Here is a 25,160-nt window from a genome sequence, read left to right as displayed (position 1 = left end):
CCGTTTGCGCTCCGCGAAAACAGGGAGGATTCTCAACCTACCGCACATCCTTCGCCACGGCATCGAGCACGCCGTTGACGAACTTCGCCTCGCGCTCCTCGAAGAAGGCGTGGGCCACGTCGACATACTCGGTGATCACTGTTGCCACGGCCACATCCTTGCGCGCCATCAATTCGTAGGACCCGGCGCGCAGGATCTGCAGCATGGTCTTGTCGAGGCGGGCGAGCGACCAGCCCTTGGCAAGCTTGGCCGAGAGCATCAGGTCGATCTCGTTGCGACGCGCGTCGACGCCCTTCACGACGTCGTCGAAGAAGACGACATCGGCCTTGAGGTATTCCACCTCTTCGATCTCAGCGCCCAGCCGGTGCTGGTGGAATTCGTCGAGCAGGACGGTCAGCGGCGTCTGCTCCATGTCGACCTGGTAGAGCGCCTGCACGGCGGCAAGCCGCGAGGCGGCGCGGGCCTTGCCCGATATCTGCGTCATAGCCCGAGCCTCACTTCGATGGACCGGGCGTGGGCCGCAAGCCCCTCGGCCTCGGCAAGGGCAATGGCGGCGGGGCCGACGGCGGCAAGCGCGGCGTCAGTCGCCTCGATAAAGCTGGTGCGTTTCATGAAATCCAGAACGGAAAGGCCCGAGGAAAAGCGCGCGCGGCGCCCGGTGGGCAGGACGTGGTTCGGTCCGGCAACGTAGTCACCGACCGCTTCGGGGGTCATGCGGCCGAGGAAAACGGAGCCTGCATGGCGGATCTTGTCGAACAGCGCCTGCGGACTGTCGGTCGCGATCTCGACGTGTTCTGCGGCCAGCGCATTGGCAAGCGCGGGGGCTTCGTCGAGCGAATCCACGACGATGATCACGCCGTAATCGTCCCAGCTGGCCTTGGCGACCTTGGCCGTCGGCAACATCGCGATCTCGACGCCGACCATGTCCGCCACCTGATCGGCAAAGGCCGCATCGTCGGTGATGAGGATCGACTGGGCCACCGGATCATGCTCGGCCTGGCTGAGCAGGTCGGCGGCGATCCACTGCGGGTCGTTCTTTGCATCCGCAATCACGAGGATTTCGGAAGGCCCTGCCACCATGTCGATGCCGACAATGCCGAAGAGCTGGCGCTTGGCTTCGGCCACCCAGGCATTGCCGGGGCCGGTGATCACGTCGACCGGCTTTATCCGCTTGGTTCCATAGGCAAGCGCCGCCACGGCCTGCGCCCCGCCCACGCGCCAGACTTCGTCGGCTCCGGCAAGGTGCGCGGCGGCCAGAACCAGCGGATTGGCCTCACCCTTGGGCGTCGGGGTGACGACGACGAGCCGTTCCACGCCCGCAACCTTGGCCGGAATGGCGTTCATCAGCAGCGACGAGGGATAGGCCGCACGTCCGCCCGGAACATAAAGCCCCGCGCCATCCACCGCACTCCACCGCGCACCAAGGCGCATCCCAGCTTCGTCGGTATAGTCCCGGTTTTCAGGCAGTTGCGCCTGGTGGTAATCGCGGATGCGCTGGGCGGCGAGTTCGAGCGCGGCGCGCAGATCGGGCTTGAGCGCGTCGAACGCCTCGCGGCAAGCCTCTGGCGAAATTCGCCAATCTTCGTCGGCGGGCGAGTGGCCGTCAAACTTGGCGGTATATTCGGCCAAGGCCTCATCTCCGCGCAGGCGCACGTCCTCAATGATCGTCTGCACATCACGCGCGACGTTCTCGTCGCTCTCGCGGCGGTCCTTGACGAGGCGGGCGAAGGCCTTGGCGAAGCCGGGTTCGCTGGATTTCAGGCGCAGCATCAGGCGGCCTTCCTTGCAGCGACCATCTCGCGGAAGGCATCGACCAGCGCGCCGAGGCGGGCGCTGTCGGTCTTCAGGGCGGCGCGGTTGACGATCAGGCGGGCCGAGACGGGGAGGATCTGGCTGGTTTCGACCAGACCATTCTCCTTGAGCGTCCGCCCCGTCGATACGAGGTCAACAATGCGGCTGGCAAGGCCCAGAGAGGGGGCCAACTCCATGGCACCATTGAGTTTTACGACCTCTGCCTGCACGCCAAGCTTCTCGAAGTGGCGGCGTGTCAGGTTCGGGTACTTGGTGGCAACTCTGGCATGACTCTCGCGGGCAGAGGCACAACTCTCCACCAACTCTACCGGTTCGGCGACCGACAGACGGCAGTGTCCGATGTCGAGATCGACCGGCGCATAGAGGTCTGCGTAATCGAATTCGTCGATCACGTCCGACCCTACGATGCCCGCATGCGCCGCCCCATGCGCCACGAAGGTCGCCACGTCGAAAGCGCGGACGCGGATGATCTTCACGTCTGGCCGGTTGGTGGCGAAGGAGAGGGCGCGCGAGGCCTTGTTAAAGAAATCGGCCTCGGGCACGATCCCGGCCTTCTCGAGCAGAGGCAGGGCCTCGTCGAGGATGCGGCCCTTGGGCAGGGCGAAAACGAGCGGTGCGGCGGTGGACATAACCCGCCGCCCTTATGGCAGCACGGCGCAAAGGGCAACCGAATGAACCCGATCATAGAGATCGAAGAGGTCGCAAAGGCCATAGAATGGCAGGCGGATCATGCCACGAACAATGGTGCGCCCTGCACAGGCCGGGTGGTGCGGGCGCAATTGCGGCTGCTGGATGGCGCGACCGAGGTCGGCAAGCGAATCGCAGCGTGGCCGGGAAGGCCGCTTGAGGACGCGTTGCCGCTGCGGCTTTCGGGCGGACATCACAACCTTGTGCTGACCGGAAAGGACCGCCGGCTGGAGCCGGTCTATCGCGGCGAGGTGACCGATCAGGCCGAAGTGGACGCGCTGGTCTTGGCTGTGACGCAAGACCATGACGCGGACCTCCTGCCATGGCTCGATGGTCCGCCGCAGACCAACGAGGCGGGGCGCTCGGCCTCGATCATGGCGGCGTTGCTGTGGCTCTCGGGCAAAGTGGGACCGCGCTTCGAACTCAACGAGCTTGGCGCGAGTGCTGGCGTCAACACGATGATGGAGCGGTTCTTCTTCGACCTTGGCGGGACGACGGCGGGGCCTGTGGATTCGCCGATGCGGATCGTGCCGGAGTGGCGCGGGCCTCCGCCTCCGCAAGCGCCGGTTGAGATCACCGCCATTCGCGGGTGTGACCGCGCGCCGATGAACCTTGCCGATCCGGAACAGGCGCTGCGTCTGAAGTCCTATGTCTGGGCCGAAGTGACCGAGCGGATCGGGCGGATCGATGCGGCGATTGCGCTGGCGGGGCAGAAGGCACCCGATCTGGTGCAGATGGATGCGGCAGATTTCGTTGCCGAGCGCATCGCCGCGGCGCAGGAGGAAAACACCACCCGCGTGTTCTTCCATTCGATCGTCTGGCAATACCTTCCGCCCGAAACCCGTGCGCGGATCGAAGCCGAACTGGCCCAGGCGGGCGCCAGGGCCGATGCCTCGAGGCGGCTGGCTTGGGTCATGCTGGAAACCAATCGCCAGACTTTCCGCCACGAACTGACGGTGCGCTACTGGCCGGACGGCGCGGAGCCGGTGCTGCTCGGCACCGCACACGCCCATGGTGCCTGGGTGGAGTGGTTCGGGAGCTAGCCCAGAAAACGGTCGAGCGCTGCGTTGACCGCATCTGGCGCTTCCCAAGGCACGAAGTGGCCGCAATCGTGGACTTTTTCGAGGGTAAGATTGGTCACCAGCTTGTCCATGCCATCGAGGTTGCACGGCGGCAGGGCCATGTCGTCCATCGCCCAGATCACCAGCGTCGGGATCTGCAGCGGTGGCACCGGAGCATCCTGATAACCTTCGGGCAGTGCGAAAGGCGCGTCCATCGGCGGGACCGCCATGGGGCTGGCGCGATACCAGTTGAGCATGGCGATGGCGGCATCGGGATTCGACCAGTCCTTGAACAGGGCGGCCCGCTCTTCCTCCTCCATGGTGGGCGCACGCTCCCATCTGAGCGCCTGGGCCAGGAGTGCGCCGAGGCCGTGTTCGCGCACCATGGCGTCGTTGGCGGTGTCGCGGAAGGCGCGCATGTATTGGCTCGCCTCGCGCTGCTGGCGGTCGGTCCAGAGCAGGCGTGGGAAGATCACCGGGTGAGGGGCATTGGCGATGACGGCGCGGGTGACGCGCGTGCCCTGGCCAAGCAGGGCGACGCCCCAGGCGATTGCGCCACCCCAGTCATGACCGAGAATGGTGAACTGCTGGACGCCCAGTGCATCGGCGAGCTGGAAAATATCGCCGATCAGCTTGTCGGGCGTATAGTTTTCGACTCCCTCCGGCTTGGACGAGCCGCGATAGCCGCGCTGGTCGGGCGCGATGCAACGGAAGCGGGAGGAAAGGTGCGCGATCTGGTGGCGCCAGGTGCGATGGCTTTCGGGGAAGCCGTGAAGGAAGATCAGGGTGGGAGCCTCTTTCGGCCCGATGTCCAGCACATCGAGTTCGATGCCGCTTGCGAGCGTAACGCGTTGCAGTTCAGTCATTCAGGGGCTCCCTCGTTCATCCTCTGAGCATAGCCTGCCGCGACGACCTCGGCCATGCGATCGTGCAGGGCATCGGGTGTGCGGCGCAGTTCGCCGATTTCCCGTTCCATGCCCTCGCCCATAATGATTTCGCGTTCGCCCGCAGCGATGGCGTCGAGCATCTGGCGCGCGGCCACGTCGGGATCGAGGCCCTTCTCGATCACCGCATCGCTGATCCCGCGCCGCGATCCGTCAGCGGTGATGGCGTTGCGCGAAACGTCGGTGCGGATCGAGCCGGGAGCTATCACGTGGACCTGGATGCCGAGGCCTGCGACTTCCGCGCGCAAGGCATCGGAATAGCCGAACAGCCCGAACTTGGCTGCGCTGTAGCCCGTCCGCATCGGAGAGCCGACCTTGCCGGCGATGCTCGAGACCATGACGATCCGCCCGGACTTGCGCGCAGCCATACGTGGCAGCAGAGCCTGCGTCAGAGCGATGGGGGCCAGCAGATCGACCGCGACAATTCGTTCGTAGACGGGGAAGGCAGTGTCCACCGCAAGCGAGCGCTGCGAGATGCCGGCGTTGTTGACCAGCATGTCGACATGGCCCTTCCAGCCCCACGCCTGATTGGCAGCACGGGCGGCGGCTTCATAATCGGTCGCCTCGAAGGGCAGGACGAGCGCCTCACCGCATTGCGCCGCGACTTCGCGGAGTGCAGCTTCATTGCGTCCTGACAGGATCAGCTGCGCCCCTTGTGCCGAAAGCGCCCGTGCCAGTGCCGCGCCGATGCCCGACGACGCTCCGGTGATCCACACGACTTGCCCAGAAAACGCCATTCGCCTGCTCTCCCCAAAGGATCAGGTCTTAACCGACCCATTAAGGGCATGGTGTCAGGGTTTGGCGGGATAGGGAAGGGGTGATGATCTGTCTTGGCGTCGTGCTTGCAAGCGAAGTGAAGCAATGACGAAACGATAAGTGGGGGAACCACGCGGTTTGAATCTCAAGGATAGCTTACTGTCGTGGCCACCTTGGGCAGCGGGATGAACTCTGCCTCGTCCCCCGGCACTTTCGGAAAGCGGCCTTCCTGCCAGTCTGCCTTGGCCTGGTTGATGCGGTCGCGGCTGGAGCTGACGAAGTTCCACCAGACGTGGCGTTTGGTGGTGAAGGATTCGCCGCCCATGAGCATCACGCGGCCGCCGGTTTCGGATTGGAGTTTCAGGACGGCGCCGGGGGCGAGGACGACGAGGTCGTAGAGGGCGAGGGTATGTCCGTCGATGCTGGCTTCGCCGCCGACGAGCATGACGGCACGTTCGTCCGCCTCTGCGTCGATGGGCAGGGAGCCGCCCGGCGCGAGGAGTATCTCGGCGTAGATCGTGGCGGCGTGCTGGGTGGTCGGCGCGGTCTGGCCCCAGAGGGTGCCCATGATCACGCGGGCGCTGACGCAGACGTCCTCGACCAGCGGCAGGGCGGTGACCTGTTCAAAGGCGGGGGCGATTTCCTCCTTGCCATCGGGCAGGGCGAGCCAGGTCTGCATGCCGTAGAGGTGCGGGCCGCCGGGACGCTCGGTTTCGGGCGAACGCTCCGAATGGACGATGCCGCTGCCTGCGGTCATCAGGTTGACCTGGCCGGGGCGGATCGTGGCGAAGGAGCCGAGGCTGTCGCGGTGGTCGATCGCGCCTTCAAACAGCCACGTCACGGTGGCGAGGTTGATGTGCGGGTGGGGGCGCACGTCCATCGCTGAACCTGCGGGCAAGTGCGCGGGGCCGAACTGGTCGACAAAGATGAACGGGCCGATCATCGTGCGCTGGCGCGAGGGGATGGCGCGGCGGACCTCGAAAGCGCCGAGATCGTGGGCGACGGGGGTGATGGTCTGGATGATCGGATCGGTCATGCCTCAGCCTCGAGATCGAGCAGTTCAAGCAGGTTCACCGGGAACACCGGTTCATGCCAGTCTGCCAGTTCTGCGCGGGTAAACCAGCGAAATTCCTTGATAAGTTCGCGCTCGATCTGGGTGTGGCCGGAAGTGTCGGGCGTAAAGCTGGTCGTGCGGACGCGGAAGAAGCGTTCGTCCGAAGTGATCGGTTCGCCTTCGAGCGTCAGGTAATCGTCTGCTCGGCGGGCCAGTTCGGGGCCGCAGCTGTCCACCACGAGACCGGTCTCTTCGAACAGTTCGCGTACCGCAGCGACGTGGAACTCTTCGCCCGGATCGCATTCACCGCCGACGCCGCACCAGAACGGGCGACGGTCCGCCGGGGCGAAGCGGATGAGGAGGAGGCGGTCTTGCTCGTCGAGCAGGAGGATGCGGGCCGCGCGGCGGATGCGGCGCGGATTACTCACCTGGGGCTTTGGCCTTGATCGCGAGGGCGTGGACGCGCTGGCCGGGGAGGTCGCCTAGCGCCTTGTTGACCATGCGCTGACGGTTGAGGCGCGATTGTCCGGTGAAGGCCGCGCTTTCGATCTCGACAGTGAAGTGCGATTCGCCGGTGCCATCGTCGCCCATGTGGCCCGAGTGGCTGGCGCTGTCGTTGATCACGGCGAGGTGGGTGGGGGTGAGGGCTTCGGTCAGAAGCCGTTCGATTTCCTGTGCGATTGGTCCGGTCATGGCTTTTCTTCTAGCGACTTCATCGCCATGTGGACAGCACATGCGAAATGACAAGTTCCACGGTCGCGTCCAGGGTACGGGGCGTATCTGCAATGCCCCCGGCTGCGACGAGCCGGGCGAATTCCGCGCGCCGGGCGTGCGCTCGTCCGGATTCGACGGGCCGGGCGACTATCGCTGGTTCTGCCTCGATCATGTGCGCCAGTTCAATTCGGGCTACGATTTCTTTGCCGGGATGACGCCTGAGGAAATCCTCAAGGCGCAATCGCCGCTGGCAGGCTGGGAGCGCGAGACGCGGGCGTTCCGTGCCGATGCGGGGATCGATCAGGCGCCGCGCTGGGCGGACTTCGACGATCCGCTGGAAGCCATTGCCCGGCGAGCGAGCGCGCGGCGGGCCGATCACCAGAAGGCTGCCGAGGCGGCGCGGCGCGGGATCAGTCCGGACGAGCGCAAGGCCTATGACGCGTTGCACCTTGCCTATGATGCCGACAGGCGGCAGCTGCGGCGGAGTTACTCCGAACTGGTGCGCAAGTACCATCCCGACCGCAACGGCGGCGATCGCACGCATGAGGGGCGACTGCAGGAAGTGGTCGAGGCCTACAACCTGCTCAAGGACAGCGCACTCTTCGCCTGAGCTTTTCGCGCCGGTCTGGTGATGTCTCACACAGATTCCTGCGTGGATTTACGTAGGATGCTCCCGTCAGACGGCGATGGAGGCGTGGGGTATGGCTTACTCGATCAAGAACGGGATTCTTGCCGACAGCAACAATCCGGTGCGGCAGATCCGCTCTAAAAACACCGGCGGGGCATTCCCTGCGCCTCCGAAGATTGTGGTGATCCATTTCACCGCGGGCGGATCGGCGGCGTCATCGGCCAACTGGTTTGCGAGCAAGGACAACACCAATTCGTCTGCCCATGTGGTGATCGACCGGGACGGCACGATCATCCAGTGCGTGAACTTCGGCGAAGTGGCGTGGCATGCGGGCAAGTCGACCTGGCGCGACATCGTCGGGCTCAACAAGCACTCCATCGGCATCGAGATCGCCAACTGGGGCGCCCTGCGCGGCGGGGCCAATGGCTGGTGCAATGCAGCAGGGCAAAGGGTCGACAATGTGGTCATGGCCGTGCACCGCAATGGCAACCCCGATGGCTCGCGCACGCCGATTGGCTGGGAGGCCTATCCCGATGCGCAGTTCGAAGCGACCGTGGCGCTGGTGCGGGCTTTGCGCGCTGTCTATCCGATTGCCGAGATCGTCGGGCATGACGATATCGCCCCGGTGCGCAAGTCCGATCCGGGTCCGGCCTTCGACATGGTGCGGTTCCGCCAGCGCGTGCTTGGCGGACGGGATGACGACGGCCCGAACACGGGCGTGATCCGCTCGCCCGGCGGGCTCAATCTGCGCAGTGGCCCGGGCACGAACAACGCCGTGGTGCAGTTGCTGGCCGACGGCACCAAGGTTCTGCCAATCGGTGCCAACGGTTCATGGCTGGAGGTGACCGTGCTCGATGCGGCGGGCAAGCCGAGCAAGACCGGGTGGGTCCACGGGCACTACGTTGATCTTGACTGATCGGCAGGCCTGAAACGAAACGGGGCTCCCGAAGGAGCCCCGCAGCGTTTCAGCAATGGTCAGGCGGCAATCAGGCCGCGACCGGAGCCGCATCGCGGACCGACTGGTCGACGTGCTCGGCAAACTGCTGGAAGTTGTCGACGAACTTGCGCACGAGTTCCTGCGCAGTCTTGTCGTATTCCTCGCCATCGGCCCAGGCGCCGCGCGGATCGAGGAGCTTGGTGTCGACGCCCGGAACTTCAACCGGAACTTCGAAGCCGAAGTTCGCGTCCTTCTTGAAGGTCGCGCTGTTGAGGCTGCCATCGAGCGCGGCATTGAGCAGAGCGCGGGTGGCCTTGATCGGCATGCGCTTGATGCCTTCCTGCGTGGCCTTGCCGCCCGACCAGCCAGTGTTGACCAGCCAGCACTTTACGCCGCCCTTGGCGATGCGCTCCTTGAGGAGGTTGCCATAGACCGACGGGTGGCGCGGCATGAACGGCGCGCCGAAGCAGGTCGAGAAGGTGGCTTCCGGCTCGGTCACGCCGATTTCGGTACCGGCGACGCGGGCGGTGTAACCCGAGAGGAAGTGATACATTGCCTGATCGGGCGTGAGGCGCGCGATCGGAGGCAGCACGCCATAGGCGTCGGCGGTGAGGAAGATCAGGTTGGCCGGGACCGGGCCGAGGTTCTTCTCCGAGCAGTTCGGGATGAAGTCGATCGGGTAGGAACCGCGGCTGTTTTCAGCGAGGCTGTTGTCGTCGAGGTCGATCGTGCGGGTGACGGGGTCGATCACGACGTTTTCGAGCACGGTGCCGAAACGCTTGGTCGTGGCGAAGATTTCGGGTTCGGCCTCGGCCGAGAGGCGGATCATCTTGGCGTAGCAGCCGCCTTCGAAGTTGAACACGGCGGTGTCGGACCAGCCATGCTCGTCGTCACCGATCAGCGTGCGCGAAGCGTCAGCCGAAAGCGTGGTCTTGCCGGTGCCCGAGAGACCGAAGAACACGGCGGTCTTGCCATCGGGGCCGACGTTGGCCGAGCAGTGCATCGGCATGACGCCCTTGACCGGCAGCAGGTAGTTGAGGATGCCGAAGACCGACTTCTTCATCTCGCCGGCGTAGGCGGTGCCGCCGATCAGGATCAGCTTCTCAGTGAAGTTGACCGCGACCACGGTTTCGCTGCGGCTGCCATGGCGTTCCGGATCGGCGCGGAAGCTCGGCAGGTCGATGATGGTGTATTCGGGCACGAACGAAGCGAGCTCTTCGGTGGTCGGACGAACCAGCAGCGTGCGGATGAACAGGTTGTGCCAGGCGAATTCGTTGATCACGCGCACATTGACGCGATGTTCGGGCTGCGAGCCGCCGAACAGGTCAGCCACGTAGAGGCGGTCCTTGCCGCCCAGTGCGGCGATGAAATCGGCCTTGAGGTTGGCGAAGTGCTCAGGCGTCATCGCGACGTTGGTCTTGCCCCACCACACGGTGTTCTCGGTCTCGGCATCGCGGACGATGAACTTGTCCTTGGCCGAGCGGCCCGTGTGCTTGCCGGTTTCGACCACGAGCGGACCGTCGACGCAAAGCAGGCCTTCGCCATTGCGGACCGCATGCTCGACCAGTGGCGCAGTGCCGAGGTTGGCGAACAGTTCCGCCGGTTCAGGGAAGCCCTGGCTGGCAAGGGACACGTTCAGGCTGGTATCGGACACGTCGGGCCTCCCGTTGGCGGCGCTCCGGACAGGAATTTGTCCCTTCGCGCACGGATTGCGAATACGAATGCGCTGATTCTCGATCTGCGCATAGTCACCCCGCTTTGCTGCGTCAAATGACACGCTGCAACGAAGTTTTTTTGCGCACTCAGTTGCATCCTGTGCAACTGGAAAATGCTGCGGCGCAGCGCATTCTGTCCCGGAAGTTGCAAGGTCTGTGCAGGGTCGGTATCGCTCGAAACCATGGTCAGCCCGCAATCGCCACGCACCGACGCCATCGCTGCCCCGCGCACGATCGCGCTGGTCGACGACGATCGCAACATACTAACAACTGTTTCGATTGCCCTGCAGACTGAGGGTTTTGCGACGCGGCTCTACAATGATGGCGACACGGCGCTGAAGGCGCTGCTCGACAATCCGCCCGATCTTGCGGTGTGCGATATCAAGATGCCCCGCATGGACGGGCTCGAACTGCTCCGTCGCCTGCGCGAGAAAAGCGATCTCCCGGTCATCTTCCTGACCAGCAAGGACGACGAGGCCGATGAGGCGTTGGGCCTGTCGATGGGCGCGGACGACTACATCGCCAAGCCCTTCAGCCAGCGCCTGCTGGTTGCGCGCATCAAGGCCATACTGCGCCGCAGCGATATCGTCCGGCGAGAGGCCGAGGAGCAGGAGCCGGACGGCGAGCCTTTGCCCGAGCCGATCCGGCGCGGCCGCCTCGTCATGGACCCGGCACGCCATGCCGTGACGTGGGATGGCGAGGCGGTTTCATTGACGGTTACCGAGTTCATGATTCTCGAAGCGCTCGCGATACGGCCGGGTGTGGTCAAGACGCGCAACCAGCTGATGGACGCGGCCTATCATGACGATGTCTTCGTCGATGACCGTACCATCGACAGCCACATCAAGCGTCTGCGCCGCAAATTCCGTGCGGTGGACCCTCGCTTCGGTGCGATCGAAACGCTCTACGGTGCAGGCTACAGTTTTGCCGACGAGTGACTCTGCAACCCCGGTAGCGAGGAGCACCGGCGGCTCCGGGCGGCGGCGGCTGAGGCAGCTGTGGCGCATTCGCGGCGTCTCCCTCACCACCCGCATTCTCTTCGTGAACGTTATTGCGCTGGCATTGCTTGCGGGCGGCTTCTTCTATCTCGACAGCTACCGCGCCCAACTGATCGAGGAACGCTTCAAGCTGGCGCGGGCCGAAGCGGAGATCGCCGCCGATGCACTCGATGGGGCAAGCATGGCGCAGCGCAAGGAGCTGATTGCGCGGATCGGCACCGACCAGGTCCTGCGCCTGCGCCTCTATGACGCCGAAAGTCGGTTGCAGGCAGACAGCTTTGCGCTGGCGCCGCCCTCGTTCGCGCTGATCGATCCCGAGAGCGAGCCCTGGTACCAGAAGGCTGCCCGATTGCTCGACCGCGGGGTAGACTTCATCGTCAACGCGCCGACGGTGGAGCGCTACAGCGATACGTCCGAACTGCCCGCGGGTAGCTGGCCGGAGATCAAGGCTGCGCGGACATCGCGCCGCACCGAAGTGTTCCTGCGCTATGCGCCTGACCGCACGCCCGTGATAACGGCGGCCACGCCGGTTGGCGACAAGGGCGAGGTGCTGCTGACCCTGCGCAACGCACTCGACGTGACGCAATCGGTGCGTGATGCACGCCAGACGCTGGTGATCATCATCGGCATCGCGCTGCTGCTGTCGGTGCAGCTCTCGCTGTTCCTTGCGCGGACCATCGTCCAGCCGCTGCGGGCACTGGTGCGTGCCGCCGTGCGCGTGCGGCTTGGGCGTGAGCGCGAGGTGGTCGTGCCGCGCCTGCCGGATCGTGGTGACGAGATCGGCCTGCTTGCCCGCGCGGTCTCGGACATGACCACGGCGCTGCGTCAGCGCATAGACGCGGTTGAGACCTTTGCCGCCGATGTTGCGCACGAGCTCAAGAATCCGCTGGCGTCATTGTCGAGCGCGCTTGAAACGATGGAGCGGGTCGACGATCCGGCGTTGCGGCGGCAGCTATCCGACATCGCAGCGCATGACGTGCAGCGGATCGACCGCCTGATCACCGAGATCGCCGATGCCAGCCGCATCGACGCCGAACTCAGCCGTGCAACGTTTGAGCCGGTCGATCTTGCCGGACTCGCCTCCCAGGTCGTTGGCGCGCGCGACGTGCGGGCAAACCCTGCCGCGCCGATCAGGCTCCGGCGCAATGGCGGCCTTACGATCGTACCCGGCGACGCTGCGCGGTTGGAACGCGTCCTCGAAAACCTTCTCGACAACGCCGTATCGTTTTCGCCGCCGGGCGGGGTGGTGGACCTCACAGTCTGGGGGGACGCGGACAGCGCGCATATCGCCGTGGCCGACGAGGGCCCCGGCGTTCCGGTGGTCGAGCGCGAGAAAGTGTTCGAGCGGTTTCATTCGGTCCGCCCGGCAGAGGAGGCGTTCGGCGCGCACAGTGGTCTGGGCCTGGCAATTGCCCGCACCATTGCCGAGGCGCACGACGGCACGCTGACCATCCATGACCGGCCTGATGGCAGGGCGGGTGCCTATGTCCTGCTCAGCCTGCCACTGGCGATAGAGGAGGACGAGGAATGAGCCGTCCTCTGCAGGCAAGTTGCGTCGCGATTGGCGGGCGAGGCGTGCTGATTTGCGGACCCTCGGGCATCGGCAAGTCGAGCCTCGCGCTGGCCTTGATCGACCGCGGCGCCATGCTTGTGGGCGACGACGGAGTCATGATCGAGGTGCGGGCAGGACAAGTGTTCGCCGCGCCCCATCCGAACATCACGGGCAAGCTGGAAGTGCGCAATCTCGGTCTGCTCGAATTCCCAGTGTCTGCCCCTGTTCCGGTAGCGCTCGCGGTTCTGCTTGATCGCGAAGCCCCGCGCTTCATCGAGGCCGCCGATGTGCTCGAGATCGATGGCGTTGTCCTGCCGCAGGTTCGGCTTTGGCCCGATAGCCCAGTGCTTGCGCTTCGAACTGAACTGGCGCTTGACCGTTATGGGTTGACGACTTCCTGATTGGGGACACGGCCTTTCTGCGGACTTTCCAACCGCGCTGCAAAGGCGCAAAGCAAACGGGCAATGGCGCAAGACTCAAGCCTCTCGGATTCTGGCCCGCAGCGCATCCTTCTCGTCACCGGCTTGCTCGGGGCGGGCAAGACGACTGCGCTGCGCACGCTCGAGGACCTTGGCTGGGAAGCGGTCGACAACTTCCCGATCCGTCTGCTTGACCGCCTGCTCGAGACCGAACCGGGCTCGGCGCGGATGGAAGCCGGCACGCCCATGGCGATCGGCTTCGATACGCGCACCCGAGGCTTCGATCCGGCGCGGACGATCCAGCTCGTCAAGAAGCTGTCGCAGCGCAAGGATCTGCAGGTCACGACCTTGTTTCTGGACTGCGGTGGGGCGGAACTGGAGCGGCGTTACAACGAGACCCGTCGCCGCCACCCGATGAGCGAGGACAAGCCGGCGGCCACTGGCATTGCCGCCGAGCGCGAACTGCTCGAGCCGCTGCGGCGCTGGGCGGACCTGGTCATCTCCACCACCAGCTTCACCGCGAACGATCTGCAGCAGGCGATTCGCGCGCAGTTCGGCGAGGAAACCCCTGCGCCGACGACGCTGACGATCAGCAGTTTCGGCTTTTCGCGCGGCACCCCGCCCCTTGCCGACCTCGTGTTCGACATGCGGTTTCTGGCAAATCCGCACTGGGTGGACGACCTGCGTCCGCAGACCGGACAGGACGCACCTGTGGGGGATTATATCCGGCAGGATCCGGCATTTTCCGAGGCTTTTGACCGGATTCACGACCTCCTGTTGCTCCTGCTTCCGCGCTACCAGGCGCAGGGAAAGGCCTATGTCCACGTCGCCTTCGGCTGCACCGGCGGGCGGCACCGTTCGGTGTTCATGGCCGAGCAGATCGCTTCCGCCTTGCGCGAGGCGGGATTTTCACCCACATTGCTGCATCGCAACCTCGCATCACGTGCGGCTGACCTGCTTGAGGGCCAGAAGCATTGATCAAGCGGGGAAGAACACCATTGGGCGGGGCAGCACTGGAAGCCATGCATTTCGATTCCCAGTCGTCTTGCGTGCCCCGCACTTGCGCAAATCTCGCGTTCATCGCGGATAGCGCACAGTGTCCGGCCGCACTTCGGAGCCTGCCCCTTACATGATCGGTCTCATTCTGGTTACCCACGGCGCTCTTGCCGACGAGTTCATCCATGCGATGGAGCATGTCGTCGGTCGACAAAGCGACGTGATCGGCGTCTGCATCGGCCCCAACGACGACATGGAGAAGCGCCGGAAGGAAATCGCCGACGCCATCAAGCGCGTCGACAGCGGCGAGGGCGTGATCATCCTGACCGACCTGTTCGGTGGGACGCCCTCCAACCTCGCGATCTCGCTGATGCAGGCGGGACGCATCGAAGTGATTGCCGGGATCAACCTGCCCATGCTGATCCGTCTGGCCAAGGCTCGCAATTGCATGGGCGTCAAGGAAGCGACAGCCGCTGCGCGCGATGCGGGGCGGAACTACATAACGATCGCTTCCGAGTTTCTGGGACAGGACGCGTGAGATGGCAGAACAGGGTTACGTCACCCGCGAAACGGTGACGATCGTCAACCAGCGCGGCCTCCATGCGCGGGCCAGCGCAAAGTTCGTGAATGCAGTCGCCAAGCTGCCCGATGGCTTTGATGTGACGGTGGCAAAGGACGGGACGGACGCTGCCGGGGGTTCCATCCTCGGCCTGATGATGCTCGGCGCGGCCAAGGGCGATACGGTGGACGTCGTCGTTGCGGGGCCTGAAGGCGAGGCCGATGCGATCCTGATGAAGCTGACCGGGCTGATCAAGGACGGCTTCGGCGAGGATTGATCCCCTTGCCGCGCACACCGCTCTGCCCCATGGGAGCGGCATGACGCGCAAGATCATCACCGGTTACTCCAACCCGACGGTAAAGTTCGTCCGCAGCCTGCGCGAGAAGAAGCACCGGCGGCGCGAGCACAAGTTCCTGGCGGAAGGCCTGCGCCTGCTGACGGATGCGCGTGAGGGCGGTCGGTTGCCCGAGATACTGCTGATGGCGCAAGGGCGCGAGGGGCATCCGCTGCTCGACGAGCTTGAGGCAGACGTGGTGCGCAGCGGTGGTGAGGTGATCGAACTGCCGCTCGACATTCTCTCTAAAGTGACCGGCAAGGAAAACCCTCAGGCTGTGGCGGGGGTGTTTGCCGAGTGGGACACCTCGATACGACTTATCGACCGCAATGCCGCGCCGGTCTGGCTGGTCGCCCACGCAATGCGCGATCCGGGCAATCTCGGTACGATGCTTCGGACTGCCGATGCAGTTGGGGCTGGAGGGCTGATCCTGATCGACGATTGCGTCGATCCGTTCTCGGTCGAGGCTGTTCGGGCGAGCATGGGCGCGATCTTCACCGAGCGGTTGGCACAGGCGCGGTGGGACGAATTCATCGGCTGGCTGCGCGAGGGCGAGGGGCAACTGGTGGCGGCGTCCCTGCGCGAGGCTGTGCCCTATCGCGGTGCCCCTTACGCGGCTCCGTGCTTCATCATGGTCGGCAACGAATCGCGCGGGCTGCCTGAGGACTACGAGATGGCTTGCGACTTGCGCGTGACGATGCCGATGAAGGGCCGGGCAGACAGTCTGAATGCTGCCGTGGCAGGCGCAGTGCTGGCTTACGAAGTGCTTGCCACGCTTGATGAACGATAACGGATCTGCCGGTTAATCCCACGCTCAGTCGCACAGGCGCATCGTCCCTTCATGCGCAACGTTCTGGCCCTGATCGCGATGTCCACGGCACTTCTTGCCGGATGCGCCACCGCGCCATCGGGCAGCGCAGGGCTGGCCGGAACGAACTGGATCATCACCCGTGTGGACGGAGCAGCGCCAGTCGCGCCCGGCCGCGCAAGCCTGAAGTTCGAGGATGAACGGCTGAGCGCCAATGTGGGCTGCAATGGCATTGGCGGAGACTACCGCGTCGAAGGCAACCGGCTGATTGCCGGGCCTCTCATGGCCACGAGGATGTTTTGCGAAGGTCCGGTCTGGCAGCAGGAAGAGGCGGTCAACGCGCTGCTTTCCGCCGCGCCGGAAATGCGCCGCAGCGGCTCCACCCTGCGCCTGGTTTCGGGCGGACACGCGCTCGATCTGGAGCTTTCCGAGGGCTGATCAATCGCCTGCGATGAAGGCGGTGATCTGCCATTGGCCGTCCTTTGGCTCCGCAATCAGGCGATAGTCGAGCAGGCTGCGCAACTTGCGCGTTTCGATCCATCCCTTGTGCCCGTCATGCGCGGTCACGCGCGTGGCCTTGGCATCGGTGTCGAAGTCCATCGGATCTATGCCCACAATGGTCCAACCTGCCATGACAATCGGCTTTCCGCCCGCCTTGTCCAGCAGCGGCGTATCATCGCCGAGCACAAGCATGGCGCTATAGCTGTCGATGTCTTCAGGCACGTTCCAGAACACCCATGGCATGGCCGCGAGCCCGCCCTGCACCGCACATCCGAGCGGCAGGATGGCGTCAAGCTCCTGCCAGAGTTTCGCTTCGGGATCGTTCAGACGCTTGATCAGTTCGGCAGGGCCATTGCCGCCGCCGTAGTCGAGCGCGATGTCAGGCGTGGCAAGCTTGGCCAGCGCTTGTGCATCGCGACTCTTGATGGCGCTCGCCAATGCATTGCGGAATGCGGGCCATCCCGGTTCCTTGGCACAATCATCGCGAGGGGCGTAACTGACGGCGTCCGAGGTCGCTGATGCGACGGGGGCAGGATCGCTTGGTGCAGGAACCGGTTCGCTGGTTGGCAGAGGCGTTTCGACTGGTTTTGCTGCCGCCTTGTCGTGCGCAGGCGAACTGGCCGAGGCCTGGGGCTCGCTCCCGCAACCCGCCAGCACCGTCACTGCGGCGAAGGCAAGCAGATGCGGGACGAAGCTGACCGTCATTCCGCCGTAACGTCTCCTTCGTCATTGGCAGTCTGTGCCAATGCTGCCGGTTCCGCCTCAGCATAACGTGGGGCTGCTTCGACGAGCGGCACCTCCTCCAACTCGCGCTTGCCGATTTCGATGTGCTTGTCCTTCAGGCGACGGCCTGCGGAAAGCACGTTACGTTCGAAGCTGCCGACGAACTTGTTGTAATTGGAAACCGCACTGTCGAGCCCGTTGCCGACGCGCTTGAGGTGTTCCGCGGCGACAGCAAGCCGATCATAAAGCTCGCCGCCCATCTTGCCGATTTCGCGCGCCTCGCGCGCCAGGCCGTCCTGCCGCCAGACTTGCGCCACCGTGCGGGCAATGGCGACGAGGTTCGTCGGGCTAGCCAAGAGCACGCGGCGTTCGAAGGCGAAGTCCCACAACGTCGGGTCACGTTCCAGGGCGGCGGCGATGAAGTGTTCACCGGGGACGAACATCAGCACGTAGTCCGGTGCTTCCTCGAACTGCGACTGGTAGGACTTGGCGCCGAGCGTCTGGATATGGTTTCGCATCGACTGGACATGGGCGTTGAGCGCGATCTTGCGGGTATCGTCGTCCTCGGCCTCGAAGGCATCCTGATAGGCGTTCAAGGATACCTTGGCGTCGATCACCAGCAGCTTGTTGCCAGGCACGCGGACAATGGCATCGGGGCGCAACCGTCCTTCGTCGGTCTCTACCGAATGCTCGGTCACGAAATCGGTATGTTCGGCAAGGCCGCACTGTTCGAGCACGTTGCGCAGCTGCAGTTCGCCCCAGCGGCCGCGCGTCTTGGGGCCGTTGCGCAAGCTGTTGCCAAGCTGGGCAGCGGCGGCGCGGACGGCTTCCTGCCCGTCGCGCATCGACTGGATCAGGCCGGTCAGCTGGCCGAATGAATCAACGCGCTGCTTTTCGAGGCTCTGGACCTGTTCTTCATAGCTCTTCAACCGCTGGTCGACCGGGGCGAGCAGGGACTTGAGCCGCTCGGCACTGGTCTTCTCGCTTTCCTCGAAGCGCGACTGCGCGCGGGCGAGGAAGGTTTCCTGCGCCTTTTCCAGAACCTTGTTGCCCGCGTTCTCGAATTCCTTGCGCAGCGCTTCCTGCGCCTCAATCAGCAGGCGCTTCTGTTCGGCAAAGTTTTCGGCATCGGCCTTGAGCCGTTCGAGCTCGGCGCGCAAAGCCTCGCGATCATCGCGCACGCGGGCGAGTTCGGCGCGGACGACCTCGGCATCGGCGGCACTCTGGCGGGCGGCGGCTAGTGCCGGGGCCAGCTCGTCGCGCTGGCGGCGGACGTCCTGCAGTTCGGCAAGGCTCGCTTCCAGTCCTTTGGTGCGCTCTGCCGTGGCGGCAAGGTCCACCGTCATCGCCTTGACCGTGCCTTCGTGGGCCTTCGCTTCGGCATCGCGCTGATCATGCCGCGCGCGCCATTCAGCCACGGGGCGCGAGCCGAAGAACCAGCCGACGGCGAATCCGACAACAAGTGTGATTACAGCAAGAGCAGCTTCCATCGTTTGGAATCTCGGATGCTTCCACAGGTGTCGGCGGAGTTAAACCCCGCCGACCGCTGTGTCTGGTTGGCCTTCAAATATATCTTTGAAGGTCGAGAAGTGCTGCATCTTCACTTTCAAATCCATGGATTGAGAAAGCGAGAATGCCTCCATGTGCTGACAAAATCAGCCAATGGACACCGTCGAATTGCCAGCACAGCGAAAATAGCCGATTTCTCACGGCGTCTCTCCGACTGTGGTGGTGGGCCAAACCAGTCGTCGCGGTAAATGACTGCCATTTATCAGGCTTGCGCGCGTGCTCCGTTAGGAGGGCAACGATTTGCCGGAAGAGGATTTGTTGCAATCAGAAACTAGCGATTCCTAATTCGACATCAGCCGCCCATTTTGTGGCCGATGTCGGGCTAGAATAAATGAACAGAGCGGGAACGCAAGGGTTTTGTCCGCAACAATCCTCACGCCACCTTGCGCAGCTTCTCGAGCTTCTTCAGCGCCATGCTGCGCTTCAGGCGCGAGAGGTGGTCGATGAAGAGGATGCCTTCGAGGTGGTCCATCTCGTGCTGGAGGCAGGTGGCCATCAGGCCGTCCATGTCCTCTTCGTGCGTGTTGCCCTCGAGGTCCTGCCAGCGGGCGCGGATGCGGGCGGGGCGTTCGACCTCGGCGTAGATCTCGGGGACAGAGAGGCAGCCTTCCTGATAGAGGCTGTGCTCTTCGGACGGATCGAGAATCTCGGGGTTGATGAAGACCCGCGGTTCCTTCTTGGTCGGCTGGTGATGATGGTGGTGGCCATCGTGATCGCAGGCGACGGGTTCGACCTCGGGGTCATCGGGCTGCAGATCGATTACCAGCACGCGCAGCGGCACGCCCACCTGAATCGCGGCGAGGCCGATGCCGGGAGCATCGTACATTGTCTCGAACATGTCCTCGACAAGCGTTTTGAGCTCGTCGTCGAACTTCTCGACGGGGACGGAGACCTGCTTCAGGCGCGGGTCGGGGACTTCGATGATTTCGCGGATGGCCATGGAGGGCAGATAAGGAATGTGTGGGGGAGCCGCAAGTGTGGTGCTTTGGTGCTGGCGCTGGATGCCCACCCCCAGCCCCTCCCGCCTGCGGGAGGGGGGATGAAAGCGTTTTTCTGCCGGTTAGGCTACCGGCCTTCTCGCGCGTAGCGCTTGCGCCAACGTGCCCTCATCAAGATAATCAAGTTCGCCGCCGACCGGCAGGCCGTGTGCGAGCTGCGTGACGCGGACAGGTGCGTCCTCCAGCCGTTCGGCAATGTAATGCGCGGTGGTCTGGCCTTCGAGCGTGGCGTTCATTGCAAGCACCACTTCGTCGATCCCGCCCTGGCTCACCCGGTCGAGCAACTGACCGATGGTCAGGTCTTCAGGGCGTACGCCTTCAAGCGCTGAAAGCCTGCCGCCCAGAACGTGGTACTTGCCGGTGAACAGACGGGCACGGTCAAGCGCCCACAGGTCGGCCACTTCCTCGACCACGCAGATCGACCGCTGGTCGCGGCGCGGGTCGGTGCAGATGCCGCAGGGGTTGGTGGTGTCGACATTGCCGCAAGTCTGGCATTCCACCAGCAGGTCCTGGACTTGGGTCAAGGCGGCCAGAAGTTGCGGCAGTGCTGTCTCGCGCCGCTTGATCAGCCACAGCACGGCGCGGCGGGCCGAGCGGGGGCCGAGCCCGGGAAGGCGCGCCAGTGCGCCGGAAAGTGCCTCGATCTCTTGCGATGCCATGGCAGCACAGATAGGGCCGGGGGCGACAAACGGAAGGCCTTGCAGACAGCTTATGCGCATCATCTTCATGGGGACGCCCGATTTCGCGGTGCCGACACTGGAAGCGCTGGTCGCTGCTGGGCACGAGGTCGTCGCGACCTACAGCCAGCCGCCGCGTCCTGCGGGGCGTGGCAAGAAGCTGCAGCCCTCGCCGGTGCATCTGGCGGCCGAGGCGCATGGCATCGAAGTGCGTACGCCGGTTTCACTGAAAGGGGCGGATGAACAGGCTGCGCTCGCCGCGCTTGGGGCCGACGTGGCGGCGGTGGCCGCTTATGGGTTGATCCTGCCGCAGGCGGTGCTGGATGCACCGAAGTTGGGATGCCTCAACGTCCACGGCTCGATCCTGCCGCGTTGGCGTGGCGCGGCGCCGGTGCAGCGGGCGATCCTTGCAGGTGACGAGATGACCGGCGTTACCATCATGCAGATGGAGCGTGGCCTCGACACCGGGCCCATGCTGGCCAAGGTGGAAACGCCGGTCGATGGCAAGACGGCGGGCGAACTGACTGTGGAACTGGCCGCCAAGGGCGCAGCGCTGATGGTGCAGGTGCTGGCGGACCTTGCAAACTATCCGCCCGAGGTGCAGCCGGAAGAGGGCGTTACTTATGCCCACAAGATCGACAAGGCGGAGAGCCGTCTGGACTTCACCCGCGACGCCGTGGACGTCGAGCGTCAGGTGCGGGCCTTTGCGCCGTCGCCGGGGGCGTTCTTCGAGCTTGAGGGGGAGCGTTATCGCGTGCTGGCAGCGGATATTGTCGAGGCGAGCGGCGTGGCGGGTGTGACGCTGGACGACGCGCTCACCATCGCCTGTGGCAGCGGGGCAATCCGTCCGACAATCGTTCAGCGTGCAGGGCGCCCGGCGATGGATGCGGCATCGCTTCTGCGCGGGCGCGCAATTGCGGCGGGGACACGGCTGGACTGATGCGTTTTGCGCTTACTCTCGAATGGGACGGCAGTCCTTACATGGGCTTCCAGCGCCAATCGCATGGGCCCAGCGTACAGCAGGCGATTGAGGAGGCGGTCGAGTCCGTCATTGGCGAAGCGGTTGTCGTCCATGCGGCGGGGCGGACGGATACCGGCGTCCATGCGCTGGGGATGAGGGCGCATTTCGATCTTTCGCGAGAATTCGATCCTTTTCGCATGATGGAGGCGGTCAATGCGCGGCTGCGGATCGCGGGGCATCCGATTGCGGTGCTGGATTGCGTCGAAGTGGCAGAGGACTGGCACGCCCGGTTTTCCTGCACAGGCCGCGCCTATGAGTACCGCATCATCAACCGGCGCTCGCCGCTGACGCTTGATCTTGGCAAGGCGTGGCGGATCGCAAAGCCGCTCGATCACGAAGCCATGCACGAAGCCGCGCAGGCGCTGGTAGGCCTCCACGATTTCACAACGTTCCGCTCCGTGCATTGCCAGTCGGCCAGCCCGGTCAAGACGCTCGACCGTCTGGAAGTGCGGCGCGAGGGTGACCGGGTGATCATCGAAGCGGCCGCGCGCAGCTTCCTGCACCATCAGGTGCGCTCGATGGTCGGGTGCCTCGCGCTGGTCGGGCAGGGGATGTGGAGCGTGGCGCAGGTGGGCCATGCCCTCGCGGCAAAAGACCGTAGCAAATTAGGACTTAACGCGCCGTCGGAAGGTCTATACTTCGTCCGGGCAACATATCCCGGAGAGTAAAAAATGACCGAACTTCAAGGCCAGCGCATCGTCTCGCAGCTCGATCCCGACGGTACCCTGACCGTCGCCCTTGAAGACTATACCCTGCCCGCGCCCGAAGGCCGGCAGGTGGTGATCCGGGTGGAAGCAACACCGATCAACCCATCCGACCTCGGACTGTTGTTCGGCCCGGCCGACGTTACCAACGCAGCGTTCTCGCCGGGCAAGATCGTGGCGCGGATGCCAGAGCCTGCCGTGCGCGCCATGGCCGCCCGCCACGGTGCGGCGATGCCGGTCGGCAACGAAGGCGCAGGGACGGTGGTGGCGGCAGGGGATGCGCCTGAAGCGCAGGCCCTGCTCGGCAAGCGCGTCACCTGCTTCCCCGGCGGCATGTATTCGACGCTGGCCGTGGCCGATGCGGGCATGTGCCTAGAACTGCCCGAGGGTGTGACGGCAGAACAGGGCGCTTCGGCTTTCGTCAATCCGCTGACGGCGCTGAGCTTTACCGAGACCATGCGCCATCTCGGCCACAGTGCGCTGGTGCATACGGCGGCGGCGTCGAACCTCGGGCAGATGCTGGTCAAGATCTGTCAGGCCGATGGCATTCCGCTGGTCAACATCGTGCGCGACGATGCGCAAGTGGTGATCCTCAAGGGGATCGGCGCGGAACACGTCGTCGACAGTTCCAAGGACTCCTTCCTGGATGACCTTGCTGCCGCGATGGGCGCGACCAAGGCGACCATGGCGTTCGACGCCATCGGTGGTGGCAAGCTCGTCAGCCAGATCCTGACGGTGATGGAGCAGGTCGCCAATTCAGGCGCGGCTTACAGCCGTTATGGCTCGAACAGCCCCAAGCACGCCTTCATCTACGGCGCGCTCGATCTTTCGCCGACGATTCTGACGCGCAACTTCGGCTTCAACTGGGACGTCTCGGGCTGGCTGCTGACGCCTTGGATGGGCAGGCTCGGCGCCGAAGTCGTCGACAAGATGCGCCGCCGGGTGATGGCAGAACTGACCACCACCTTCGCCAGCAACTACAAGGCGCGAGTCACCCTTGAGCAGGCGCTGACCCGCGAGGCGGCGGTGGACTACAATGCGCGGCGGACGGGAGAGAAATACCTGATCACGCCCAACGGGTGATCCAACGAAAAAGGCCCCCGCGAACACGGGGGCCTTTTTGATCTCGGCGGCAAAGCTGCTCAGCCGCGGTGCGCAACGCTCTCAGGCAGGTCCTTGCCGAACACCCGCTGGTAGTATTCTGCCACCAGCACGCGTTCGGTCTCGTCGCACTTGTTGAGGAACGAGAGGCGGAACGAGAAGCCGACATCGTTGAAGATCTGGCTGTTCTGCGCCCAGCTGATCACCGTGCGCGGGCTCATCACGGTCGAAATGTCGCCATTGATGAAGCCCTGTCGGGTCAGGTTGGCGACGCGGACCATGTCGGTGACGATCTTGGGATCAAGCGTCGGCACCTTCTTGGTGACGATCTCGACCTCGGTCGCTTCGCCCAGATAGTTCAGCGCGACCACGAGGTTCCAGCGGTCCATCTGGCCCTGATTGATCGCCTGCGTGCCATGATAGAGGCCCGAGGTATCGCCCAGACCGACGGTGTTGGCCGTGGCAAAGAGGCGGAAGTAGGGGTTCGGGCGGATCACGCGGTTCTGGTCGAGCAGCGTGAGCTTGCCCTCGGTTTCCAGCACGCGCTGGATAACGAACATCACGTCCGGGCGGCCAGCATCGTATTCGTCAAAGACGAGCGCGGTTGGCGTCTGGAGCGCCCACGGCAGCAGGCCTTCGCGGAACTCGGTCACCTGCAGCCCGTCGCGCAGCACGATGGCATCGCGACCGACGAGATCGATGCGGCTGATGTGCGCATCGAGGTTGATGCGGATGCAAGGCCAGTTGAGGCGCGCGGCGACCTGTTCGATGTGGGTCGACTTGCCGGTGCCGTGATAGCCCTGCACCATAACGCGACGGTTGTAGGCAAAGCCTGCAAGGATTGCCAGCGTGGTGTCCGGATCGAACACGTAGGTGTCGTCACGATCAGGCACGCGCTCGTCTGCGCGGCTGAACGCGGGAACCTTCATGTCGATGTCGATGCCGAAGGTCTCGCGGACATCGATTTCGGTGTCGGGCGCGGCGAGCAGCGTCGTCGCGTGGCTGTTCGGAAGTTCGCTCATCGCTGCCCCGCCTATACGGGCGCGCGCGGCGCTGCAATAAGGTTTCAAGGGACCTGTCCGATAGAATGGGAGAATTTCGATGAAGCTCTATGGCGCGATGCTTTCGCCGTTTGTCCGCAAGGTGGCGGTTATCCTTACGGAAAAGGGCATTTCCTTCGATCTGGGACGCGGTGGACCGGGCAGCACCGATCCTGAATTCCTCTCCTGCAGCCCTTTGGGCAAGATCCCGGCGATTGACGACGATGGCTTCCAGCTTGCCGATTCGACCGCCATCACGGTCTATCTCGACGCGCAGTATCCTGAGCCTCGTCTGATCCCGGATGATCCGAGGTTGCGAGGCAAGGCAGTGTTCTGGGACGAGTTCGCCGATACGGTGCTCGGCGCTGCAGGCCTCAAGATCCTGTTCAACCGGCTGGTCGGGCCAAAGTTGCTTAAGGTCGGCGGCGACGAGGCAGTGGCGCTTCAGGGCGAGGCCGAACTGCCGCGCTGGGTGGACTGGCTCGAATCGGTCGCGCCCGAACAGGACTGGCTGCTCGGTGAAACCTTCAGCATCGCCGACATCTCGATCGCCTCGATCTTCCGCACGCTCGCCTATGTCGGCCATGGCGTGGATCCGGTCGCGCGTCCAAAGACGGCGGCGTGGTACGCCCGCGTGACGGCGCGCCCGGCATGGGCTGCCGTGGCGGCGCAAGAGGAGCCTATTGCGCAGCGCATCATGGCGATGTGAGCCCGCTTTCGGGGTGAAGGACAGCTTTCCCCCGACACACGCTTTGCCGCATGAGCCTTGCCTCCGGGCGGCTCCTGGCAGACGGTGCGGGCACCGATGAGAGGAGTCGCCTTATGGGCAGATTGGCGTTTGTTGACAGGGTC

The 25,160-nt window shown here is 64.4% G+C and carries 29 protein-coding genes; 15 read left to right on the top strand and 14 right to left on the bottom strand.

Going from position 1 to position 25,160, the window contains the following annotated elements; genetic code table 11:
• Positions 1-37: 37 nt before the first annotated feature.
• From nusB to hisG, 3 genes are read right to left on the bottom strand one after another with little or no spacing between them, the layout of a single operon-like run.
• Entirely contained in the window at positions 38-484 is a 447-nt protein-coding gene (gene nusB, locus ACZ1JW_RS02675; protein WP_465141852.1) for a transcription antitermination factor NusB, read from the bottom strand.
• Positions 481-1,770 carry a histidinol dehydrogenase gene (hisD, locus tag ACZ1JW_RS02670; protein ID WP_465141851.1) on the bottom strand — a complete coding sequence of 430 codons (1,290 nt, stop codon included), beginning with the start codon at positions 1,768-1,770 and terminating at the stop codon, positions 481-483. Before hisD ends, nusB begins: the two co-directional genes overlap by 4 nt.
• Entirely contained in the window at positions 1,770-2,441 is a 672-nt protein-coding gene (gene hisG / locus ACZ1JW_RS02665) for an ATP phosphoribosyltransferase (protein ID WP_465125001.1), read from the bottom strand. Before hisG ends, hisD begins: the two co-directional genes overlap by 1 nt.
• Before the next feature lie 42 nt (positions 2,442-2,483).
• On the opposite strand from hisG, the gene ACZ1JW_RS02660 reads away from it, so the two are divergent.
• Entirely contained in the window at positions 2,484-3,542 is a 1,059-nt protein-coding gene (locus tag ACZ1JW_RS02660; protein WP_465141850.1) for a DUF2332 domain-containing protein, read from the top strand.
• Here the strand turns inward: ACZ1JW_RS02660 and ACZ1JW_RS02655 are convergent.
• From ACZ1JW_RS02655 to ACZ1JW_RS02635, 5 genes are all read right to left on the bottom strand, one after another.
• A complete protein-coding gene (locus tag ACZ1JW_RS02655) occupies positions 3,539-4,426 on the bottom strand; it encodes an alpha/beta fold hydrolase (RefSeq protein WP_465141849.1) in 888 nt (295 codons plus the stop codon). The two genes, ACZ1JW_RS02660 and ACZ1JW_RS02655, sit on opposite strands and share 4 nt — an antisense overlap.
• Complete coding sequence (locus tag ACZ1JW_RS02650) at positions 4,423-5,241, bottom strand: SDR family NAD(P)-dependent oxidoreductase (RefSeq protein WP_465141848.1); 819 nt, start codon at positions 5,239-5,241, stop codon at positions 4,423-4,425. Before ACZ1JW_RS02650 ends, ACZ1JW_RS02655 begins: the two co-directional genes overlap by 4 nt.
• A 164-nt stretch (positions 5,242-5,405) precedes the next feature.
• On the bottom strand, positions 5,406-6,296 hold the full coding sequence (locus ACZ1JW_RS02645; RefSeq protein ID WP_465141847.1) for a pirin family protein: 891 nt from the start codon (positions 6,294-6,296) through the stop codon (positions 5,406-5,408).
• A complete protein-coding gene (locus ACZ1JW_RS02640; protein ID WP_465141846.1) occupies positions 6,293-6,742 on the bottom strand; it encodes an NUDIX hydrolase in 450 nt (149 codons plus the stop codon). The genes ACZ1JW_RS02645 and ACZ1JW_RS02640 overlap by 4 nt, the downstream gene beginning before the upstream one ends.
• The gene (locus ACZ1JW_RS02635) at positions 6,735-7,007 is read right to left on the bottom strand and encodes a BolA family protein (protein ID WP_465125007.1); all 273 of its coding nucleotides are present in this window, start codon (positions 7,005-7,007) and stop codon (positions 6,735-6,737) included. Before ACZ1JW_RS02635 ends, ACZ1JW_RS02640 begins: the two co-directional genes overlap by 8 nt.
• Before the next feature lie 40 nt (positions 7,008-7,047).
• On the opposite strand from ACZ1JW_RS02635, the gene ACZ1JW_RS02630 reads away from it, so the two are divergent.
• Entirely contained in the window at positions 7,048-7,638 is a 591-nt protein-coding gene (locus ACZ1JW_RS02630; RefSeq protein WP_465125008.1) for a J domain-containing protein, read from the top strand.
• Positions 7,639-7,729: 91 nt separating this feature from the next.
• The gene (locus tag ACZ1JW_RS02625) at positions 7,730-8,572 is read left to right on the top strand and encodes an N-acetylmuramoyl-L-alanine amidase (protein WP_465125009.1); all 843 of its coding nucleotides are present in this window, start codon (positions 7,730-7,732) and stop codon (positions 8,570-8,572) included.
• Between the two features lie 70 nt (positions 8,573-8,642).
• Here ACZ1JW_RS02625 and ACZ1JW_RS02620 read toward each other — a convergent pair whose 3' ends face one another.
• Complete coding sequence (locus ACZ1JW_RS02620) at positions 8,643-10,247, bottom strand: phosphoenolpyruvate carboxykinase (protein WP_465125010.1); 1,605 nt, start codon at positions 10,245-10,247, stop codon at positions 8,643-8,645.
• Positions 10,248-10,490: 243 nt separating this feature from the next.
• On the opposite strand from ACZ1JW_RS02620, the gene ACZ1JW_RS02615 reads away from it, so the two are divergent.
• The 8 genes from ACZ1JW_RS02615 (at position 10,491) to ACZ1JW_RS02580 (ending at position 16,412) form a co-directional block, all read left to right on the top strand.
• Positions 10,491-11,246, top strand: a complete 756-nt coding sequence (locus ACZ1JW_RS02615) for a response regulator transcription factor (protein WP_465126328.1) — start codon at positions 10,491-10,493, stop codon at positions 11,244-11,246.
• Positions 11,233-12,837, top strand: coding sequence for a sensor histidine kinase (locus tag ACZ1JW_RS02610; protein WP_465142819.1), 1,605 nt, complete (start codon positions 11,233-11,235; stop codon positions 12,835-12,837). The genes ACZ1JW_RS02615 and ACZ1JW_RS02610 overlap by 14 nt, the downstream gene beginning before the upstream one ends.
• A complete protein-coding gene (locus ACZ1JW_RS02605) occupies positions 12,834-13,259 on the top strand; it encodes an HPr kinase/phosphorylase (protein WP_465125011.1) in 426 nt (141 codons plus the stop codon). The genes ACZ1JW_RS02610 and ACZ1JW_RS02605 overlap by 4 nt, the downstream gene beginning before the upstream one ends.
• A gap of 63 nt (positions 13,260-13,322) precedes the next feature.
• The gene (gene rapZ, locus ACZ1JW_RS02600; protein WP_465125012.1) at positions 13,323-14,255 is read left to right on the top strand and encodes an RNase adapter RapZ; all 933 of its coding nucleotides are present in this window, start codon (positions 13,323-13,325) and stop codon (positions 14,253-14,255) included.
• Positions 14,256-14,406: 151 nt separating this feature from the next.
• The gene (locus tag ACZ1JW_RS02595; RefSeq protein WP_465125013.1) at positions 14,407-14,811 is read left to right on the top strand and encodes a PTS sugar transporter subunit IIA; all 405 of its coding nucleotides are present in this window, start codon (positions 14,407-14,409) and stop codon (positions 14,809-14,811) included.
• 1 nt (position 14,812) lies between these two features.
• Positions 14,813-15,109, top strand: coding sequence for an HPr family phosphocarrier protein (locus ACZ1JW_RS02590; protein WP_144902396.1), 297 nt, complete (start codon positions 14,813-14,815; stop codon positions 15,107-15,109).
• Positions 15,110-15,149: 40 nt separating this feature from the next.
• A complete protein-coding gene (locus tag ACZ1JW_RS02585) occupies positions 15,150-15,956 on the top strand; it encodes a TrmH family RNA methyltransferase (protein ID WP_465125014.1) in 807 nt (268 codons plus the stop codon).
• A 51-nt stretch (positions 15,957-16,007) separates the two neighbouring features.
• A complete protein-coding gene (locus ACZ1JW_RS02580; protein ID WP_465141845.1) occupies positions 16,008-16,412 on the top strand; it encodes an META domain-containing protein in 405 nt (134 codons plus the stop codon).
• Here ACZ1JW_RS02580 and ACZ1JW_RS02575 read toward each other — a convergent pair whose 3' ends face one another.
• The 4 genes from ACZ1JW_RS02575 to recR all read right to left on the bottom strand — a co-directional run bounded on the left by ACZ1JW_RS02575 (position 16,413) and on the right by recR (position 20,424).
• Positions 16,413-17,180: a hypothetical protein gene (locus ACZ1JW_RS02575; protein ID WP_465141844.1), complete on the bottom strand. Its 768-nt coding sequence runs from the start codon at positions 17,178-17,180 to the stop codon at positions 16,413-16,415. It lies immediately after the preceding gene.
• On the bottom strand, positions 17,177-18,688 hold the full coding sequence (locus tag ACZ1JW_RS02570; protein WP_465141843.1) for a DNA recombination protein RmuC: 1,512 nt from the start codon (positions 18,686-18,688) through the stop codon (positions 17,177-17,179). Before ACZ1JW_RS02570 ends, ACZ1JW_RS02575 begins: the two co-directional genes overlap by 4 nt.
• A gap of 452 nt (positions 18,689-19,140) precedes the next feature.
• Positions 19,141-19,707, bottom strand: coding sequence for a peptide deformylase (def, locus tag ACZ1JW_RS02565; protein ID WP_465141842.1), 567 nt, complete (start codon positions 19,705-19,707; stop codon positions 19,141-19,143).
• A gap of 120 nt (positions 19,708-19,827) precedes the next feature.
• Entirely contained in the window at positions 19,828-20,424 is a 597-nt protein-coding gene (gene recR / locus ACZ1JW_RS02560; protein WP_465125019.1) for a recombination mediator RecR, read from the bottom strand.
• A 52-nt stretch (positions 20,425-20,476) separates the two neighbouring features.
• Here recR and fmt point away from each other — a divergent pair, with 52 nt between their 5' ends.
• Genes fmt through ACZ1JW_RS02545 form a run of 3 tightly spaced genes read left to right on the top strand, consistent with a single transcriptional unit; the run spans position 20,477 to position 23,250 of the window.
• Positions 20,477-21,382 carry a methionyl-tRNA formyltransferase gene (gene fmt, locus ACZ1JW_RS02555; protein ID WP_465141841.1) on the top strand — a complete coding sequence of 302 codons (906 nt, stop codon included), beginning with the start codon at positions 20,477-20,479 and terminating at the stop codon, positions 21,380-21,382.
• Complete coding sequence (gene truA / locus ACZ1JW_RS02550; RefSeq protein ID WP_465126330.1) at positions 21,379-22,131, top strand: tRNA pseudouridine(38-40) synthase TruA; 753 nt, start codon at positions 21,379-21,381, stop codon at positions 22,129-22,131. The genes fmt and truA overlap by 4 nt, the downstream gene beginning before the upstream one ends.
• Positions 22,132-22,134: 3 nt before the next feature.
• On the top strand, positions 22,135-23,250 hold the full coding sequence (locus tag ACZ1JW_RS02545; protein ID WP_465141840.1) for a zinc-binding dehydrogenase: 1,116 nt from the start codon (positions 22,135-22,137) through the stop codon (positions 23,248-23,250).
• A 59-nt stretch (positions 23,251-23,309) separates the two neighbouring features.
• On the opposite strand, the gene cobS is transcribed toward ACZ1JW_RS02545, so the two are convergent.
• A complete protein-coding gene (cobS, locus tag ACZ1JW_RS02540) occupies positions 23,310-24,290 on the bottom strand; it encodes a cobaltochelatase subunit CobS (protein WP_465125022.1) in 981 nt (326 codons plus the stop codon).
• A 79-nt stretch (positions 24,291-24,369) separates the two neighbouring features.
• On the opposite strand from cobS, the gene ACZ1JW_RS02535 reads away from it, so the two are divergent.
• Positions 24,370-25,017: a glutathione S-transferase family protein gene (locus ACZ1JW_RS02535; RefSeq protein ID WP_465141839.1), complete on the top strand. Its 648-nt coding sequence runs from the start codon at positions 24,370-24,372 to the stop codon at positions 25,015-25,017.
• Positions 25,018-25,160: the final 143 nt, after the last annotated feature.

This window comes from Novosphingobium sp. BL-A-28-Hi1-0D, from assembly GCF_055521755.1.
The sequence above is the reverse complement of the archived record's forward strand: the minus strand, read 5'-3'. Positions and strand labels throughout refer to the sequence as shown.

Coding starts and splice junctions, on each gene's coding strand:
- ACZ1JW_RS02575 (WP_465141844.1), bottom strand. CDS start 17,180: ATGACGGTCAGCTTCGTCCCGCATCTGCTTGCCTTCGCCGCAGTGACG.
- ACZ1JW_RS02605 (WP_465125011.1), top strand. CDS start 12,834: ATGAGCCGTCCTCTGCAGGCAAGTTGCGTCGCGATTGGCGGGCGAGGC.
- ACZ1JW_RS02660 (WP_465141850.1), top strand. CDS start 2,484: ATGAACCCGATCATAGAGATCGAAGAGGTCGCAAAGGCCATAGAATGG.
- hisD (WP_465141851.1), bottom strand. CDS start 1,770: ATGCTGCGCCTGAAATCCAGCGAACCCGGCTTCGCCAAGGCCTTCGCC.
- hisG (WP_465125001.1), bottom strand. CDS start 2,441: ATGTCCACCGCCGCACCGCTCGTTTTCGCCCTGCCCAAGGGCCGCATC.
- nusB (WP_465141852.1), bottom strand. CDS start 484: ATGACGCAGATATCGGGCAAGGCCCGCGCCGCCTCGCGGCTTGCCGCC.
- fmt (WP_465141841.1), top strand. CDS start 20,477: ATGCGCATCATCTTCATGGGGACGCCCGATTTCGCGGTGCCGACACTG.
- def (WP_465141842.1), bottom strand. CDS start 19,707: ATGGCCATCCGCGAAATCATCGAAGTCCCCGACCCGCGCCTGAAGCAG.
- ACZ1JW_RS02645 (WP_465141847.1), bottom strand. CDS start 6,296: ATGACCGATCCGATCATCCAGACCATCACCCCCGTCGCCCACGATCTC.
- ACZ1JW_RS02630 (WP_465125008.1), top strand. CDS start 7,048: ATGCGAAATGACAAGTTCCACGGTCGCGTCCAGGGTACGGGGCGTATC.
- ACZ1JW_RS02615 (WP_465126328.1), top strand. CDS start 10,491: ATGGTCAGCCCGCAATCGCCACGCACCGACGCCATCGCTGCCCCGCGC.
- ACZ1JW_RS02590 (WP_144902396.1), top strand. CDS start 14,813: ATGGCAGAACAGGGTTACGTCACCCGCGAAACGGTGACGATCGTCAAC.
- ACZ1JW_RS02585 (WP_465125014.1), top strand. CDS start 15,150: ATGACGCGCAAGATCATCACCGGTTACTCCAACCCGACGGTAAAGTTC.
- ACZ1JW_RS02545 (WP_465141840.1), top strand. CDS start 22,135: ATGACCGAACTTCAAGGCCAGCGCATCGTCTCGCAGCTCGATCCCGAC.
- recR (WP_465125019.1), bottom strand. CDS start 20,424: ATGGCATCGCAAGAGATCGAGGCACTTTCCGGCGCACTGGCGCGCCTT.
- ACZ1JW_RS02655 (WP_465141849.1), bottom strand. CDS start 4,426: ATGACTGAACTGCAACGCGTTACGCTCGCAAGCGGCATCGAACTCGAT.
- ACZ1JW_RS02595 (WP_465125013.1), top strand. CDS start 14,407: ATGATCGGTCTCATTCTGGTTACCCACGGCGCTCTTGCCGACGAGTTC.
- ACZ1JW_RS02635 (WP_465125007.1), bottom strand. CDS start 7,007: ATGACCGGACCAATCGCACAGGAAATCGAACGGCTTCTGACCGAAGCC.
- ACZ1JW_RS02570 (WP_465141843.1), bottom strand. CDS start 18,688: ATGGAAGCTGCTCTTGCTGTAATCACACTTGTTGTCGGATTCGCCGTC.
- rapZ (WP_465125012.1), top strand. CDS start 13,323: ATGGCGCAAGACTCAAGCCTCTCGGATTCTGGCCCGCAGCGCATCCTT.
- ACZ1JW_RS02535 (WP_465141839.1), top strand. CDS start 24,370: ATGAAGCTCTATGGCGCGATGCTTTCGCCGTTTGTCCGCAAGGTGGCG.
- cobS (WP_465125022.1), bottom strand. CDS start 24,290: ATGAGCGAACTTCCGAACAGCCACGCGACGACGCTGCTCGCCGCGCCC.
- ACZ1JW_RS02580 (WP_465141845.1), top strand. CDS start 16,008: ATGCGCAACGTTCTGGCCCTGATCGCGATGTCCACGGCACTTCTTGCC.
- ACZ1JW_RS02625 (WP_465125009.1), top strand. CDS start 7,730: ATGGCTTACTCGATCAAGAACGGGATTCTTGCCGACAGCAACAATCCG.
- ACZ1JW_RS02650 (WP_465141848.1), bottom strand. CDS start 5,241: ATGGCGTTTTCTGGGCAAGTCGTGTGGATCACCGGAGCGTCGTCGGGC.